At 59.8% G+C, this 14,453-nt stretch carries 14 protein-coding genes; 5 read left to right on the forward strand and 9 right to left on the reverse strand.

The window, feature by feature from the left end:
• Positions 1–34 precede the first annotated feature (34 nt).
• A complete protein-coding gene (gene zipA, locus AC6BYQ_RS24995) occupies positions 35–1,060 on the reverse strand; it encodes a cell division protein ZipA (protein ID WP_498057677.1) in 1,026 nt (341 codons plus the stop codon).
• 221 nt (positions 1,061–1,281) lie between these two features.
• Between zipA and cysZ the strand changes: the two genes are divergently transcribed.
• The 5 genes from cysZ (at position 1,282) to crr (ending at position 6,184) form a co-directional block, all read left to right on the forward strand.
• Positions 1,282–2,040, forward strand: coding sequence for a sulfate transporter CysZ (gene cysZ / locus AC6BYQ_RS25000; protein WP_019453845.1), 759 nt, complete (start codon positions 1,282–1,284; stop codon positions 2,038–2,040).
• 185 nt (positions 2,041–2,225) lie between these two features.
• Positions 2,226–3,194, forward strand: coding sequence for a cysteine synthase A (gene cysK / locus AC6BYQ_RS25005; RefSeq protein WP_016926786.1), 969 nt, complete (start codon positions 2,226–2,228; stop codon positions 3,192–3,194).
• A gap of 399 nt (positions 3,195–3,593) precedes the next feature.
• Positions 3,594–3,851, forward strand: a complete 258-nt coding sequence (ptsH, locus tag AC6BYQ_RS25010) for a phosphocarrier protein Hpr (RefSeq protein WP_004936458.1) — start codon at positions 3,594–3,596, stop codon at positions 3,849–3,851.
• 46 nt (positions 3,852–3,897) lie between these two features.
• Positions 3,898–5,625 carry a phosphoenolpyruvate-protein phosphotransferase PtsI gene (gene ptsI / locus AC6BYQ_RS25015; RefSeq protein WP_025160148.1) on the forward strand — a complete coding sequence of 576 codons (1,728 nt, stop codon included), beginning with the start codon at positions 3,898–3,900 and terminating at the stop codon, positions 5,623–5,625.
• 49 nt (positions 5,626–5,674) lie between these two features.
• On the forward strand, positions 5,675–6,184 hold the full coding sequence (gene crr / locus AC6BYQ_RS25020; RefSeq protein ID WP_004936467.1) for a PTS glucose transporter subunit IIA: 510 nt from the start codon (positions 5,675–5,677) through the stop codon (positions 6,182–6,184).
• Positions 6,185–6,260: 76 nt separating this feature from the next.
• Here the strand turns inward: crr and AC6BYQ_RS25025 are convergent, their stop codons facing one another.
• The 8 genes from AC6BYQ_RS25025 to AC6BYQ_RS25060 form a co-directional block, all read right to left on the reverse strand.
• The gene (locus AC6BYQ_RS25025; RefSeq protein ID WP_025160147.1) at positions 6,261–7,583 is read right to left on the reverse strand and encodes an ATP-binding protein; all 1,323 of its coding nucleotides are present in this window, start codon (positions 7,581–7,583) and stop codon (positions 6,261–6,263) included.
• A 6-nt stretch (positions 7,584–7,589) separates the two neighbouring features.
• Positions 7,590–8,270, reverse strand: a complete 681-nt coding sequence (locus tag AC6BYQ_RS25030; protein WP_025303784.1) for a response regulator transcription factor — start codon at positions 8,268–8,270, stop codon at positions 7,590–7,592.
• Positions 8,271–8,525: 255 nt separating this feature from the next.
• Positions 8,526–9,407: a cysteine synthase CysM gene (cysM, locus tag AC6BYQ_RS25035; RefSeq protein WP_063919973.1), complete on the reverse strand. Its 882-nt coding sequence runs from the start codon at positions 9,405–9,407 to the stop codon at positions 8,526–8,528.
• An 84-nt stretch (positions 9,408–9,491) separates the two neighbouring features.
• Complete coding sequence (gene cysA / locus AC6BYQ_RS25040) at positions 9,492–10,580, reverse strand: sulfate/thiosulfate ABC transporter ATP-binding protein CysA (RefSeq protein WP_498057678.1); 1,089 nt, start codon at positions 10,578–10,580, stop codon at positions 9,492–9,494.
• Positions 10,570–11,445 carry a sulfate/thiosulfate ABC transporter permease CysW gene (cysW, locus tag AC6BYQ_RS25045; protein WP_019453851.1) on the reverse strand — a complete coding sequence of 292 codons (876 nt, stop codon included), beginning with the start codon at positions 11,443–11,445 and terminating at the stop codon, positions 10,570–10,572. Before cysW ends, cysA begins: the two co-directional genes overlap by 11 nt.
• Positions 11,445–12,284, reverse strand: a complete 840-nt coding sequence (cysT, locus tag AC6BYQ_RS25050) for a sulfate/thiosulfate ABC transporter permease CysT (RefSeq protein ID WP_019453852.1) — start codon at positions 12,282–12,284, stop codon at positions 11,445–11,447. The genes cysW and cysT overlap by 1 nt, the downstream gene beginning before the upstream one ends.
• Positions 12,285–13,307, reverse strand: coding sequence for a sulfate ABC transporter substrate-binding protein (locus AC6BYQ_RS25055; RefSeq protein ID WP_019453853.1), 1,023 nt, complete (start codon positions 13,305–13,307; stop codon positions 12,285–12,287).
• 201 nt (positions 13,308–13,508) lie between these two features.
• Positions 13,509–14,408, reverse strand: a complete 900-nt coding sequence (locus tag AC6BYQ_RS25060) for a Dyp-type peroxidase (protein WP_019453854.1) — start codon at positions 14,406–14,408, stop codon at positions 13,509–13,511.
• Between the last annotated feature and the right edge of the window lie 45 nt (positions 14,409–14,453).

Here is a 14,453-nt window from a genome sequence, read left to right on the forward strand (position 1 = left end):
TTGTTACGGATGTTCAGTGCGCGCGGCAACCCGGTCAGGCGTTGTTTTCCAACACTTCACGGATGCGCGCTTTGTAGGTTTCCAGCTTCTGCGGCGTCATCATGCGGCGCTCGTCGTCCAGCACCACGCCGCCCACGTCGTCGGCGATGCGCTGCGCCGACTGCAGCATCAGCTTGAAGTTCTGATTGGCGTCGCCGTAAGACGGCACCATCATGAACATCGACACGCCCGGCGTGGAGAAGTCGGACATCATGTCAGGATCGAACGATCCCGGCTTGACCATGTTCGCCAGGCTGAACAGCACCGGGCCGCTGCCGGCCGGGCTGATATGGCGGTGGAAGATGCCCATCTCGCCAAACTGGAAGCCCGCCTGCAACACGCTCTGCAGCAGCACTTCGCCGCCGATCACGCCGCCCTGATGGGCCGCGACGTGCAACACCAGCACGGTCTCTTTCAGCTTAGCCGGAATTGGCGCAACCGCCGGCTGTTGTGGCTGCGGCGCAGGTTCCTGCGCCGGCTTCGCTGCCGGCGCGGGCTGCACAGGGGCCGGTTCGGCGTGGAATGGCGGTTCCGCCACCTGCGGCGCCTCATGTTCATGCGGCAGATCGTCGACGCGCGGCTCGCGGCGCGCGGCCGGTTGCGGTTGCTGCGGCTCGGCCTGTTCTTCGTCCGGCGCGTAGTTGTTCAGCAGGATGTCATCATACTCCGGCCGCTGAGACAGCGGAGGCGGTGTCTGATGAGCGGCCGGCTGAACGGCGCGGGGCGCTGGCGCAGCCGCCGGAGCGGGCTTCGGCGCGGCCACGGGTTCTTCGCGTGCGGCATCGAAATGGCCGAATGACGGCTCGTCTTGCGGGTGAGCGGCGCGCACGCGCACCTCACCGACGCCTTCTTCGAGATCGTCGATCGGAGTTTGTTCACGTTCCTTTTGGGAACGTTTGGCTGGGCGATCGCGGAAGAGCGCTGACCGTTCTTTGCGACTGGTCCACAGACCGTGCAATAACAGCGCTATTATGGCGATCGCGCCAACAACGATTAATATCAGACGCAAATCCTGCATCATTGCTATCTCTGTTGTTCCAATACATTGCCACCGCGGCAAACATTCACTCTTTAACTCTATTTGCCCGCGCACACAAGTGCAAGTCCGTGCTGAACTTTATGCCAATAAAGATGATTATACTGCCTTTTTCTGCTGGTTTTTCAGCCAACCCTACCCTAGCCAGTGGAAAATCATCCCTATATGATAATGATGCCTGTTCAGACAACGAGATAACTTAAGATATGTCCTATACGCAGCCCCCTTCCCGCCCGACCAGCGGCATTCACTATTTCGCCGAAGGCTGGCGCCTGATTTCACGCCCGGGGATTAAACGCTATGTGGTCCTGCCGTTGCTGGTCAACGTGCTGCTGATGGGCTCCGCTTTCTGGTGGCTGTTCAGCCGACTTGGCGACTGGATCCCGGCGATGATGAGCCACGTGCCCGACTGGCTGCAATGGTTGAGCTACCTGCTGTGGCCGCTGGCGGTCGTTTCGGTGCTGCTGGTGTTCAGCTATCTGTTCAGCACCATCACCAATCTTATTGCCGCGCCGTTCTGCGGCCTGCTGGCGGAACAGCTCGAAGGCAGCCTGACCGGCAAACCGCTGCCGGACACCGGCCTGCTCGGCATCGCCAAAGATCTGCCGCGCATCATGGCGCGCGAATGGCGCAAGCTGATGTATTACCTGCCGCGCGCGCTGCTGCTGCTGGCGCTGTATTTCGTGCCCGGCATCGGTCAGACGGTGGCGCCGGTGCTGTGGTTCCTGTTCAGCGCCTGGATGCTGGCGATCCAGTATTGCGACTACCCGTTCGACAACCACAAGGTGAGCTTTGCCGACATGCGCCGCGCCTTGCGCCAGCACAAAACCGACAACCTGCAGTTCGGCGCGCTGGTCAGCCTGTTCACCATGATCCCGATCCTCAATCTGGTGATCCTGCCGGTCGCCGTCTGCGGCGCCACCGCGATGTGGGTCGATCGCTACCGCTCGCAATTCGTCCGATAATCGACGTTTTTTACCGCCGATAGCGCGGGAATTTTCGACAGGGCGCGCATTTCGCGCCCTTATCATTGTGCTTAAAACTTATTTCCTAATAACATATAGATATACCAATTCTTTACTTCCCTGCCGGTACTGTTAGCGTATGCTTTCGATGTTCCCCACATTTTCATAGAGTTAAAGGACGGGCTATGAGCAAGATATATGAAGACAACTCATTAACAATCGGCCATACGCCGCTGGTTCGTCTGAACCGTATCGGCAACGGACGCATTCTGGCCAAGGTTGAATCACGCAACCCGAGCTTCAGCGTCAAATGCCGCATCGGTGCCAATATGATTTGGGATGCGGAACAACGCGGCGTGCTGACCGCCGGCAAGGAACTGGTAGAGCCCACCAGCGGCAACACCGGCATCGCGCTGGCCTTCGTCGCCGCCGCGCGCGGTTACAAGCTGACGCTGACCATGCCGGAAACCATGAGCATCGAGCGCCGCAAGCTGCTCAAGGCGCTGGGCGCCAACCTGGTGCTGACTGAAGGGGCGAAAGGCATGAAGGGCGCCATCGCCAAAGCGGAAGAGATCGTCGCCACCGATCCGAACCGTTACCTGATCCTGCAACAGTTCAGCAACCCGGCCAACCCGGCGATCCATGAGAAAACCACCGGCCCGGAAATCTGGGAAGACACCGACGGGGAAGTCGACGTGTTCATCTCCGGCGTCGGCACCGGCGGCACGCTGACCGGCGTCAGCCGCTACATCAAGAACACCAAAGGCAAAGCCATCACCACCGTGGCGGTCGAGCCGACCGACTCGCCGGTCATCAGCCAGGCGCTGGCCGGTGAAGAGCTGAAACCGGGCCCGCACAAGATTCAGGGCATCGGCGCCGGTTTCATTCCGGGCAACCTCGATCTGGACCTGGTGGATCGCGTCGAGAAAATCTCCAACGACGAAGCCATCAGCATGGCGCGTCGCCTGATGGACGAAGAAGGCATCCTGGCGGGTATCTCCTCCGGCGCGGCGGTCGCGGCGGCGGTAAAACTGGCCGAAGAACCGGCATTCGCCGACAAGACCATCGTGGTGATACTGCCGTCTTCCGGCGAACGTTATTTGAGCACCGCGCTGTTTGCCGATCTGTTCACCGAGCAGGAATTGCAGCAGTAATTCCAGCACTGCACAAATCGCTAAAAAAGCACCCTGCGGGGTGCTTTTTTGTGGACTGGATCAAACTTTATAGCAGTCCAAGATTGCTTTTGCCCGTCGGCTTTAGTATTTAACGGTGCATTATTTCGATGCGCAAAATTAATCACCCCCCGAGCCCGGTCAAGGCTGAATCGATTTACTCATCTGTCGCCGACGCGTCGAATCGGGCATAATGGGGAGCGGATTGGAACGACGTCTAAAGCCGAGTTTTTTGATCTGAAGTGCCTAACGCGTCGTTTTCTGTTGCATCAACGTTCGCCCCTGTCCATAGTCAGGCGCTATAACCAGGCAAGCTAAAGTCAGGCCCCTGGGCTAAACTTTAGCACCACAACATTAATCCAATAAGTTGGGGAAACATCAATGTTCCAGCAAGAAGTTACTATTACCGCTCCGAATGGTCTGCATACTCGCCCTGCCGCTCAGTTCGTTAAAGAAGCCAAAGGCTTCACGTCTGACATCACCGTGACCTCCAACGGCAAAAGCGCCAGCGCTAAAAGTCTGTTCAAACTGCAAACTCTGGGGCTGACTCAAGGGACCGTAGTGACCATCTCCGCTGAAGGTGAAGACGAGCAGAAAGCCGTTGAGCACTTGGTAAAACTGATGGCAGAGCTTGAGTAATCGGCCCGTCTTTTTAGTTAACACCAGTCAAGAGTAAGGTAGGGTTATGATTTCAGGCATTTTAGTATCACCGGGCATCGCTTTTGGTAAGGCTCTCTTGCTGAAAGAAGACGACATTGTCATCAACCGGAAAAAAATCTCTGCTGATCAAGTAGAGCAGGAAGTCTCGCGTTTTCTGGCCGGCCGCGCGAAAGCGTCCGAACAGCTGGAAGCGATCAAGACCAAAGCTGGCGAAACCTTCGGCGAAGAGAAGGAAGCTATCTTCGAAGGCCACATCATGTTGCTGGAAGACGAAGAGCTTGAGCAGGAAATCATAGCCCTAATCAAAGATGAGCTGGCCTCCGCAGACGCCGCCGCCTACACCGTGATCGAAGGTCAGGCGAAAGCGTTGGAAGAGCTGGACGACGAATACCTGAAAGAACGCGCCGCCGACGTGCGCGACATCGGCAAGCGCCTGCTGCAGAACATCCTGGGCATGCCGATCGTCGATCTGGGCTCCATTCAGGACGAAGTGATCCTGGTGGCCACCGATCTGACCCCGTCAGAGACCGCGCAGCTGAACCTGGACAAAGTGCTGGGCTTCATCACCGACCTCGGCGGCCGTACCTCCCACACCTCCATCATGGCGCGCTCCCTGGAGCTGCCGGCGATCGTCGGTACCAGCGACGTGACCAAGCAGGTGAAAAACGACGACTACCTGATTCTGGACGCGGTTAACAACAAAATTTACGTTAACCCGACCGCTGACGTTATCGATCAGCTGAAGGCCGCCCAGAACCAATACATCACCGAGAAAAACGATCTGGCCAAGCTGAAGGACCTGCCGGCGATTACGCTGGACGGCCATCAGGTTGAAGTCTGCGCCAACATCGGCACCGTGCGCGACGTCGCGGGTGCAGAGCGCAACGGCGCGGAAGGTGTCGGCCTGTATCGTACCGAATTCCTGTTCATGGACCGCGACTCGCTGCCGACCGAAGACGAGCAGTTCCAGGCTTACAAGGCCGTGGCGGAAGCCATGGGCTCGCAAGCGGTGATCGTCCGCACCATGGACATCGGCGGCGACAAAGACCTGCCGTACATGAACCTGCCGAAGGAAGAGAACCCGTTCCTCGGCTGGCGCGCCATCCGCATCGCGATGGACCGCCGTGAAATCCTGCATGCCCAGCTGCGCGCCATCCTGCGCGCCTCGGCGTTCGGCAAACTGCGCATCATGTTCCCGATGATCATCTCCGTGGAAGAAGTGCGCGATCTGAAAGGCGAAATCGAGACGCTGAAGGCGCAGCTGCGCGAAGAAGGCAAGGCGTTTGACGAGAGCATCGAAGTGGGCGTGATGGTGGAAACACCGGCTGCGGCGGTCATCGCTCACCACCTGGCGAAAGAAGTCGACTTCTTTAGTATTGGGACAAACGATCTAACCCAGTATACTCTGGCGGTAGATCGCGGCAACGAGCTGATTTCTCATCTCTATAACCCGATGTCCCCATCAGTACTTGGCCTGATTAAACAGGTTATTGATGCATCTCACGCGGAAGGCAAGTGGACCGGCATGTGCGGTGAACTGGCTGGCGATGAGCGTGCTACACTGTTGTTATTGGGCATGGGGCTGGATGAGTTCAGCATGAGTGCGATTTCAATCCCGCGCATCAAGAAAATTATTCGCAACACGAATTTCGAAGATGTGAAGGCGTTGGCAGCGCAAGCCTTGGCACAGCCAACGGCACAAGACCTGATGAATTGCGTCAATAAATTCATCGAAGAAAAAACGCTCTGCTAAACTTCCACGACACTGGAACGCCGCCCAATTTAATGCTTAGGAGAAGATCATGGGTTTGTTCGATAAACTGAAATCTCTGGTTTCTGATGACAAGAAAGACACGGGCACTATCGAGATCGTCGCTCCCCTTTCTGGCGAAATCGTCAATATCGAAGATGTGCCGGACGTAGTGTTCGCTGAAAAAATCGTTGGCGACGGTATCGCTATCAAACCGGCCGGCAACAAAATGGTTGCTCCGGTTGACGGCACCATCGGCAAGATTTTCGAAACCAACCATGCATTCTCTATCGAATCCGACAGCGGCATTGAGCTGTTCGTCCACTTCGGCATCGATACCGTAGAACTGAAAGGCGAAGGCTTCAAACGCATCGCCGAAGAAGGTCAGCGCGTCAAGAAAGGCGACGTCGTTATCGAGTTCAACCTGCCTCTGCTGGAAGAGAAAGCCAAGTCGACCCTGACGCCGGTCGTTATCTCCAACATGGACGAGATCAAAGAGCTGATCAAACTGTCCGGCAGCGTAACCGTTGGCGAAACCCCGATCATCCGCATCAAGAAGTAATCGCGGATGATCAATAAAAAACGGCGCCCTCGGCGCCGTTTTTTTTATCCCTTCAGGGTATCCCCATCTCGCTGCGTCATGACGACCAGCGCGGCACGCGCAGAGTGATGATCAACCCCTCTTTGTCGCCGTTGCGCGCCTCAACCTGGCCGCCGTGCGCCAGCACCACCTTGCGGGTAATCGCCAGCCCAAGGCCGTAGCCCTTGCCCGACAGCGCCGATTTCACGCGCACGAAAGGATCGAAAATGCTCGACAGCTTCGACTCCTCGACGCCCGGCCCCTGATCGCTGACGGCGATCTGAAACTGATTGTCGACGCGCGACAGCGCCACCGTCACCCGCTGACCGTGGCTGGAAAAGCGCAACGCATTACGCACGACGTTATCCACCGCACGCCGCATCAGCTCCGCATTGCCCTTGACGGTGTACTCCACATCCGATTCGGCCTGCAGCACGATATCCACGCCGGGCACCTGAGCCTCGTAGCGCGCATCGCTCACCACCGCGTCCACCAGACCATACAGATCGAAATACTCTTCGTCCGGCAAGCTGCTGTGTTCGGTACGCGACAGCGCCAGCAGTTCGCCGATCATTTTGTCCAACCGCCCCGACTCATGTTCGATGCGCTTCAGCGAGGTTTCGACGTTGCCGGCATTCTGCCGCGCCAGGCCGATGGCCAACTGCAGGCGCGCCAACGGTGAACGCAGTTCGTGCGAAACATCGTGCAGCAACTGCTCACGGGCGCTGACCAGCAGCTCCAGCCGCTCGGCCATGGTATCGAAATCGCGCGCCACGTCAGACAGTTCGTCATGACGCCGCCGCATATTCGGGTACAGCCGCACCGACAGATCGCCCTGCGCCACCCGATCCAGGCCGCCGCGCAGCTGACGCATCGGGCGGGTCAGGTTCCAGGCCAGCACGGCGCTGAACAGCAAACCGCCCAGCCCGCCGACCCACAGCATCGGCGCTGGAATGTTGAAGAAGTGGGAACGCCGCTCCGGCCGATACTCTTCCCGCAGCCCGCGCACGTTATAACTCAGCCAGTACCCCTGCCCTTCTCCAGTCTGCACCCAGGCGGAAATCTCTTTCGGCATCCGCCGCCCTTCAAACACCGGTTCTTCCGGCTCAGGCGGCGGTTGGGTCATCGGCGTAACGGACAGCAGACGCCGATCGTCCTCCGGCCAGTCGCGCATCAGGGCTTCCAGCGCCGGCATGCCGCCGCTGCGCAACTGGGTGGTGGCGGAGGTCAGCAGCAAGCCGATCGCCCGCCGTGCCATGGAATTCTCCGGCGGCACATAGCGGTCGCCATAAAGAGAAAACGCCACCCACAAGGCCTGCGTCATAATGAGGAAGGTCAGCCAAAAGCCGAGCAAAATTTTCCAGAACAGTCTTCCGCGCATGTCTGGTTACCGTATACGATAGCCGATGCTGCGCACCGTCTCGATGCTCAGCTTACTGCCGGCCAGCGCGCTCAGCTTCTGGCGGATATTGCTGATATGCACGTCTACGCTGCGATCATAGGCCTCGCGCGGGCGCCCCAGTCCTTTCTCGGACAGTTCGTCCTTCGACACCACGCGATCCGGCGCGCGCAGCAACAGCTCCAGCAGATTGAATTCCGAAGCCGTCAGATCAAACGCCTTGCCCCGCCATTCGCTGCTGCGGGTAGAAGGGTTCAGCGTCAGCTCGCCGAAGCTGATGGCGGCCTCGTCGTCCGCCTCTTGCGGCCGCTCTTCGAAACGGCGCAGCACCGCGCGCAGACGCGCCACCAATTCGCGCGGATAGCATGGCTTGGGCATGTAATCGTCGGCCCCCATCTCCAGGCCAATCACCCGATCGATGTTGTCGCCTTTGGCTGTCAGCATGATGATCGGCAGCCGGCTCTTTTTACGCACGTCGCGCAGCACGTCGATGCCGCTCATGTCCGGCAGCATGATGTCGAGGATCATCGCGGTATAATCGCCCGACAGCGCGCCTTCGACCCCCGCCTTGCCGGTCAGCACCAGCGTGGCGTCGAAGCCTTCGCCCGTCAGGTATTCGCTCAGCATGGTGCCAAGCTCCAGGTCATCGTCGACCAGTAAAATTTTCATGCCTTGCTCCTTCACCGATTTTCGTTATTTTCCCGCCAATTCCGCCGGCCCGCAGCCGGTTTTACTCAATCCTTACACATCGCTCTTTGCGTCTCGCCACCGTTATTGTGGCCGCTGTTGCGAGATTTCTCTACTTCAGTCAGGGGATTGGCGCGCGAGCAGGCGATAGCCGCCGCTTCGGCGGGCCGGACAGACAGTCTGTAACAGGGAGGTGAGAAGGCGTTTCCCGGCGGGACGCGCCGCCGGGAGGGGGACTCAGTCGAATACGCCGGTGGAGAGGTAGCGATCGCCGCGATCGCAGACGATCGCCACCACGACGCTGCCGGGGTGAGCCGCCGCGACGCGCAGGGCGCCGACTACCGCGCCACCGGAGCTGACGCCGCAGAAGATACCTTCACGCTGCGCCAACTGACGCATGGTCTGCTCGGCATCGCCCTGTTCGATATCCAGCACCTGATCCACCAGCTCCGGGCGGAAAATGCCCGGCAGGTAAGCGGGCGCCCAACGGCGAATGCCGGGGATGCTGCTGCCTTCCGCCGGCTGCAGGCCGATGATCTGCACCTGTGGGTTCTGGCTCTTCAGGTAACCGCCCACGCCGGTAATGGTGCCGGTGGTGCCCATGCTGGAAACGAAGTGCGTGATGCGCCCTTCGGTCTGGCGCCAGATCTCCGGGCCGGTGGTGGTGAAGTGGGCGTAGGGGTTGTCCAGGTTATTGAACTGATCCAGCACCTTGCCCTGCCCCTGGCGCTGCATCTCCAGCGCCAGATCGCGCGCGCCCTCCATTCCCTGTTCACGGCTAACCAGGATCAGCTCGGCGCCGTAGGCACGCATTGCCGCCTGCCGCTCCAGGCTCATGTTCTCCGGCATCAGCAGCTTCAGCGTATAGCCTTTCAATGCAGCGATCATCGCCAGCGCAATGCCGGTGTTGCCGCTGGTGGCCTCGATCAGCACGTCGCCGGGCTTGATCTCACCGCGCAGCTCCGCCTGCTGGATCATCGCCAACGCAGCGCGATCCTTCACCGATCCCGCCGGGTTATTGCCTTCCAGTTTGACCCATACTTCGCTGCCCGCCTGGGCGGCCAGCCGTTGCAGTTTTACCAGCGGGGTATTCCCGATGCATTGTTCGAGCGTTGTCACGATCTTTGCCTGTGTGTTGTTGATGTACGTAAAGTAAAAAGGCAACCCTGGGGTTGCCTTGAACAAAAGGGCAGCTAAAACCTATCAGGCGCTTTTGGCTAACGCAACAGGTTGCAGCAGTTGATCGCCGGCATACAGCCGCGCATTGAGGCTGCCGACGTAATAGCGGCCGCCGCGCACCGGCGTGGCGTTGCCTTCCGGCAGTACCACGCTGATCGGTTCCTGGTGCCAGCCGATCGGTTGCACCGTCAGCTGCCAGAAGTGGCCGCGCGGGCTGACTTCCAGCACCTGTACCGGCAGCGGGCAGCGCTCGCTGCTCTCAGTAGCCACTTCCATTTCCCACGGGCGCAGGAACAGATCGACGCTGCCCTGATGCATCGGCTGGAACGACAGCGGCCACTGGTGCGCGCCGACGAACAGCTGGGAACCGCGAATTTCGCCGTTCAGGCGGTTCACTTCCCCCATGAATTCCAGCACGAAGCGGCTGGCCGGTTCGCGCATGATTTCGATCGGCGAACCGACCTGTTCGATATTGCCCTGGCTCATCACCACGATGCGGTCGGCCACTTCCATCGCCTCTTCCTGATCGTGGGTGACGAACACGCTGGTGAACTTCAGCTCTTCATGCAACTGACGCAGCCAGCGGCGCAGCTCTTTGCGCACCTGCGCATCCAGCGCGCCGAACGGTTCGTCCAGCAGCAGAATTTGCGGTTCCACCGCCAAGGCGCGCGCCAGCGCCACGCGCTGTTTCTGGCCGCCGGACAGCTGCGACGGATAGCGGCTGGCCAGGTGGCTCAGCTGTACCATTTCCAGCAGCTGAGTGACTTTCTGTTTGATCGCCGCGGCGTTCGGACGCTCGCGACGCGGCAGTACGGTCAGGCCAAAGGCGATATTGTCGAACACCGTCATGTGGCGGAACAGCGCATAGTGCTGAAACACGAAGCCCACACGCCTGTCGCGCGCGTGCATGTGGCTGACATCGGTGCCGTGGAAGCCCAGTTTGCCGCCGCTCTGGCTTTCCAGCCCGGCGATGATGCGCAGCAGCGTGGTCTTGCCGGAACCGGACGGCCCGAGCAGCGCCACCATCTCGCCGGAAGCAATATCGAGCGAGATATCGTTCAATACCTTGGTGCGACCGAAGTACTTGTTGATGCCGTTAATCTCAATGCTCATGATTTTCCTCCCGCTCGAGACGCGCGTTCTGGCGTTCCAGACGCCACTGCAGCGCACTCTTCAAAAATAGGGTAACGATCGCCATCAGGGTCAACAGCGCGGCGGCGGTAAAGGAGCCGACGGTGTTGTAATCCTGCTGCAACAGCTCGACCTGCAGCGGCAAACTGTAGGTTTCGCCGCGAATCGAACCGGACACCACCGACACCGCGCCGAACTCGCCGATGGCGCGCGCGTTGGTCAGCACCACACCGTATAGCAACGCCCAGCGAATGTTGGGCAGCGTCACGCGGCGGAACATCTGCCAGCCGGACGCCCCCAGAAGAATGGCGGCCTCGTCTTCCTGGCTGCCCTGGCTGAGCATCATCGGCACCAGCTCGCGCACCACGAAGGGACAGGTGACGAAAATGGTCACCAGCACCATGCCCGGCCAGGAGAACATGATCTGGATGTTATGCGCGTCCAGCCAGCCGCCCAGCAGGCCGTTGCTGCCGTAAAACAGCAGGTAAATCAGCCCCGCCACCACCGGTGAAACGGCGAACGGAATGTCGATCAGCGTCAGCAGCAGCTGGCGGCCGGGGAAGGTGAAACGCGTCACCAGCCACGCCAGCAAGGTGCCGAACACCAGGTTGAACGGCACGGTGATCAGCGCGATCAAGACCGTCAGCCAGATGGCGTGCAGCATGTCCGGATCGAGCAAGTTGCTCCACATCGCGCCGAACCCTTTGGAGAAGGCCTCGGCGAAAATCGACATCATCGGCACCACCAGCAGCAGCACCGAAAACAGCGCGCCGATGGCGATCAGCGTCCACTTGCCCCAGTTGACGCGCGGGCGCTCGGCGCCGTTGAAGGCGGAAACATCAGCCATCAGTGCCCTCCTCCCAAACGTCTGCCGAAGCGGCTTTGCAATACGTTAATGCTGAACAGCAGCAGCAGCGACGCCGCCAGGATCACCGAAGCGATAGCGCTGGCCGCCGGGTAATCGAACTCCTGCAAACGTACAAAAATCATCAGCGAGGTCACTTCCGTCTTCCAGGCGATGTTGCCGGCGATGAAAATCACCGCGCCGAACTCGCCCAGGCTGCGGGTAAAGGAAATGGCGGTGCCGGCCAGCAGTGCCGGCGCCACCTCGGGCAACACCACGCGGCGAAAGCTCTGCCAGCGCGTGGCGCCCAGCGTCTCGGCCGCCTCTTCGTATTCCGGCCCCAGCTCTTCCAAAACCGGCTGCACGGTGCGCACCACAAACGGCAGGCTGGTGAACGCCATCGCCACCGCGATCCCAAGCCAGGTGAAGGTGACCTTAATGTCAAAGTGCGCCAGCCACTGACCGTACCAGCCAGTGGTGGAAAACAGACCGGCCAGCGTCAGGCCGGCCACCGCCGTCGGCAGCGCGAACGGCAGATCGATCAGGCCGTCCAGCAGCGAACGGCCGGGAAAACGGTAGCGCGTCAGGATCCAGGCCATCAGCATGCCGAACACCGCGTTGAACAGGCTGGCGACGCCGGCGGCCAGCAGCGTCACTTTGTACGCCGCCACCACCTGCGGGTTGGAAATCACTTCCCAATATTGCGCCAGGCTCATCTGCGCCAGCTGCATCACCAGCGCGGTGAGCGGCAGCAGCAGGATCAGACAGGTATAAAACAGGCTGCTGCCGAGGCTGAGGCCAAATCCGGGCAGCACCCGCTTACTGGACGACAACGCCAACATTTACTTGCGCCCTGCCGCTAACAGCTGATCCAACTCGCCGCCGGTAGCGAAGTGAGTTTTCATCACCTGCGGCCAACCGCCGAACTGGTCTTCCACCCGGAACAGTTTGGTGTCCGGGAATTGCCCTTTCGCCGCCGCCATCGCTTTCTGGTCATAGACGCGGTAGTAGAAGCTGGTGATCACCTGCTGCGCCGCCGGGCTGTAGAGGTAGTTCAGATAGGCTTTGGCCGCCTGCTCGGTGCCGTTGCGCTCGACGTTTTTGTCGACCCAGGCCACAGGAAACTCCGCCAGAATATCGACCGGCGGCACGATCACTTCGTACTTGTCTTCACCGTATTGCTTACGAATGTTGTTCACTTCGGACTCGAAGCTGATCAGCACGTCGCCCAAGCCGCGTTCGACGAAGGTGGTGGTCGCGCCGCGGCCACCGGTATCGAACACCAGTACGTTTTTCAGGAAGCGGGTCATAAAGGCGCGGGTCTTGGCCGGATCGTTGCCGTCAGCCTGGCTGGCGGCGCCCCAGGCGGCCAGATAGGTGTAGCGGCCATTGCCGGAGGTTTTCGGATTCGGGAACACCAGCTTCACGTCGTCGCGCACCAAATCGTTCCAGGTGTGGATGCCCTTCGGGTTGTCCTTGCGCACTAAAAACGCCATGGTGGAATAGAACGGCGAGCTGTTGTTGGGCAGGCGCGCCTGCCAGTCCGCCGGGATCAGCTGCCCACGATCGTGCAGGATCTGCACGTCGGTCACCTGGTTGTACGTCACCACGTCGGCGCGCAAGCCCTGCAGGATAGCCAGCGCCTGCTTGGAGGAACCGGCGTGCGACTGTTTGATGGTCAGCTTGTCGTTCGGGTGCTGTTGATTCCACTGCTGTTCAAAGCCGGGGTTCAGCGCGACGAACAATTCACGGGAAACGTCATAAGAACTGTTCAGCAATTCCGCCGCCGACGCTGCGCCGCTCGCCAACAGCGCAGCCGCCAGCCAACCTTTCAGCACGAGATTTTTAACCCGGTTTTGTTTCATTCTGCACCTTATCACTGAGTCAGTCCTTCAGGCTTTCGCCTTATTGACGACCAGTGTATTTATAACTCGGTGCGGAGCTGTAACGCTTTTATATACCGTTTAGTGATTTACAAGCATCAAACGCTATAAGGCAGGAAAAGAGCGGCGTTTTCGGGTCGGGAATGCGGGCCGAAGCCGGGCGCGCCGGCTTCGGCAACGGCGTCAAAGTGACAGCAGGCGCGTCAGCGATGGCGCAAAGTAGTAGCTGCCGGTCACCGCTCGGCTGAAACGCAGCATCGCGTCGCGTTTGCCGTCCAGATCGCCGAACATGCTCAGCAGCTGCTGCTCGATATTGTGCAGGCGCGCGCAATAGGCGATGAAGAACAGGCCGTGCTTGCCGCTGGCGGTGCCGTAAGGCAGGCTCTGGCGCAGAATCTTCAGGCCCTTGCCGTCCTCTTTCAGATCGACACGGCTGACGTGCGAAGTATCCGGGCGCTGGTCCGCCGGCAGCTCTTCGCTGTCGTGCTTGGTGCGGCCGATGATCTGCTCCTGCTGTTCGGTGGTAAAACGCTGCCACTGGCGCAGGTTGTGCTCGTAACGTTGCACCAGCACGTAGCTGCCGCCCGCATCCTCTTCACCCTCGGCGATCGTCGCCACTGCCGGGCGCTGGTCGCCCTGCGGGTTTTCGGTGCCGTCGATGAAGCCGCTCAGATCGCGCTCTTCCACCCAGCGGAAGCCATGGGTTTCTTCTTCGATCTTGATGACGTTGCCGAACGCCGCCAACGCGGCCTGCGCCAGCGTAAAGTTGACGTCGTGGCGCAGCGACTGAATGTGGATCAGCATATCGCGCTGGGTGGCCGGCGCCAGTCCTTTGCCGAGCGGCGTAAACGGCTTCAGTTCTTTCGCGCCCTGGCCGCTGGAGAGATCGTGCCAGACGTCATAGCCGAAAGCGATAACCGCGCCGAGGCGCGCATCGGGAAACTGCTGTTGCAGCTCGCTCAACGTCTGACAAAACTGTTTGCAGCCCTGGCGCAAATCGGCGAATTCGCCCTGTACGCTGGCTTCCATAAAAATGGCGAAACGGCAGTGCTCCAGCAGAATGCCGCTCTGAACCTGTGTCATGTTGTTATCCTCAATACCAGAATCCGGCAACAGGTATGGCGGTTG

The organism is Serratia sp. LTN-2, assembly GCF_059740205.1.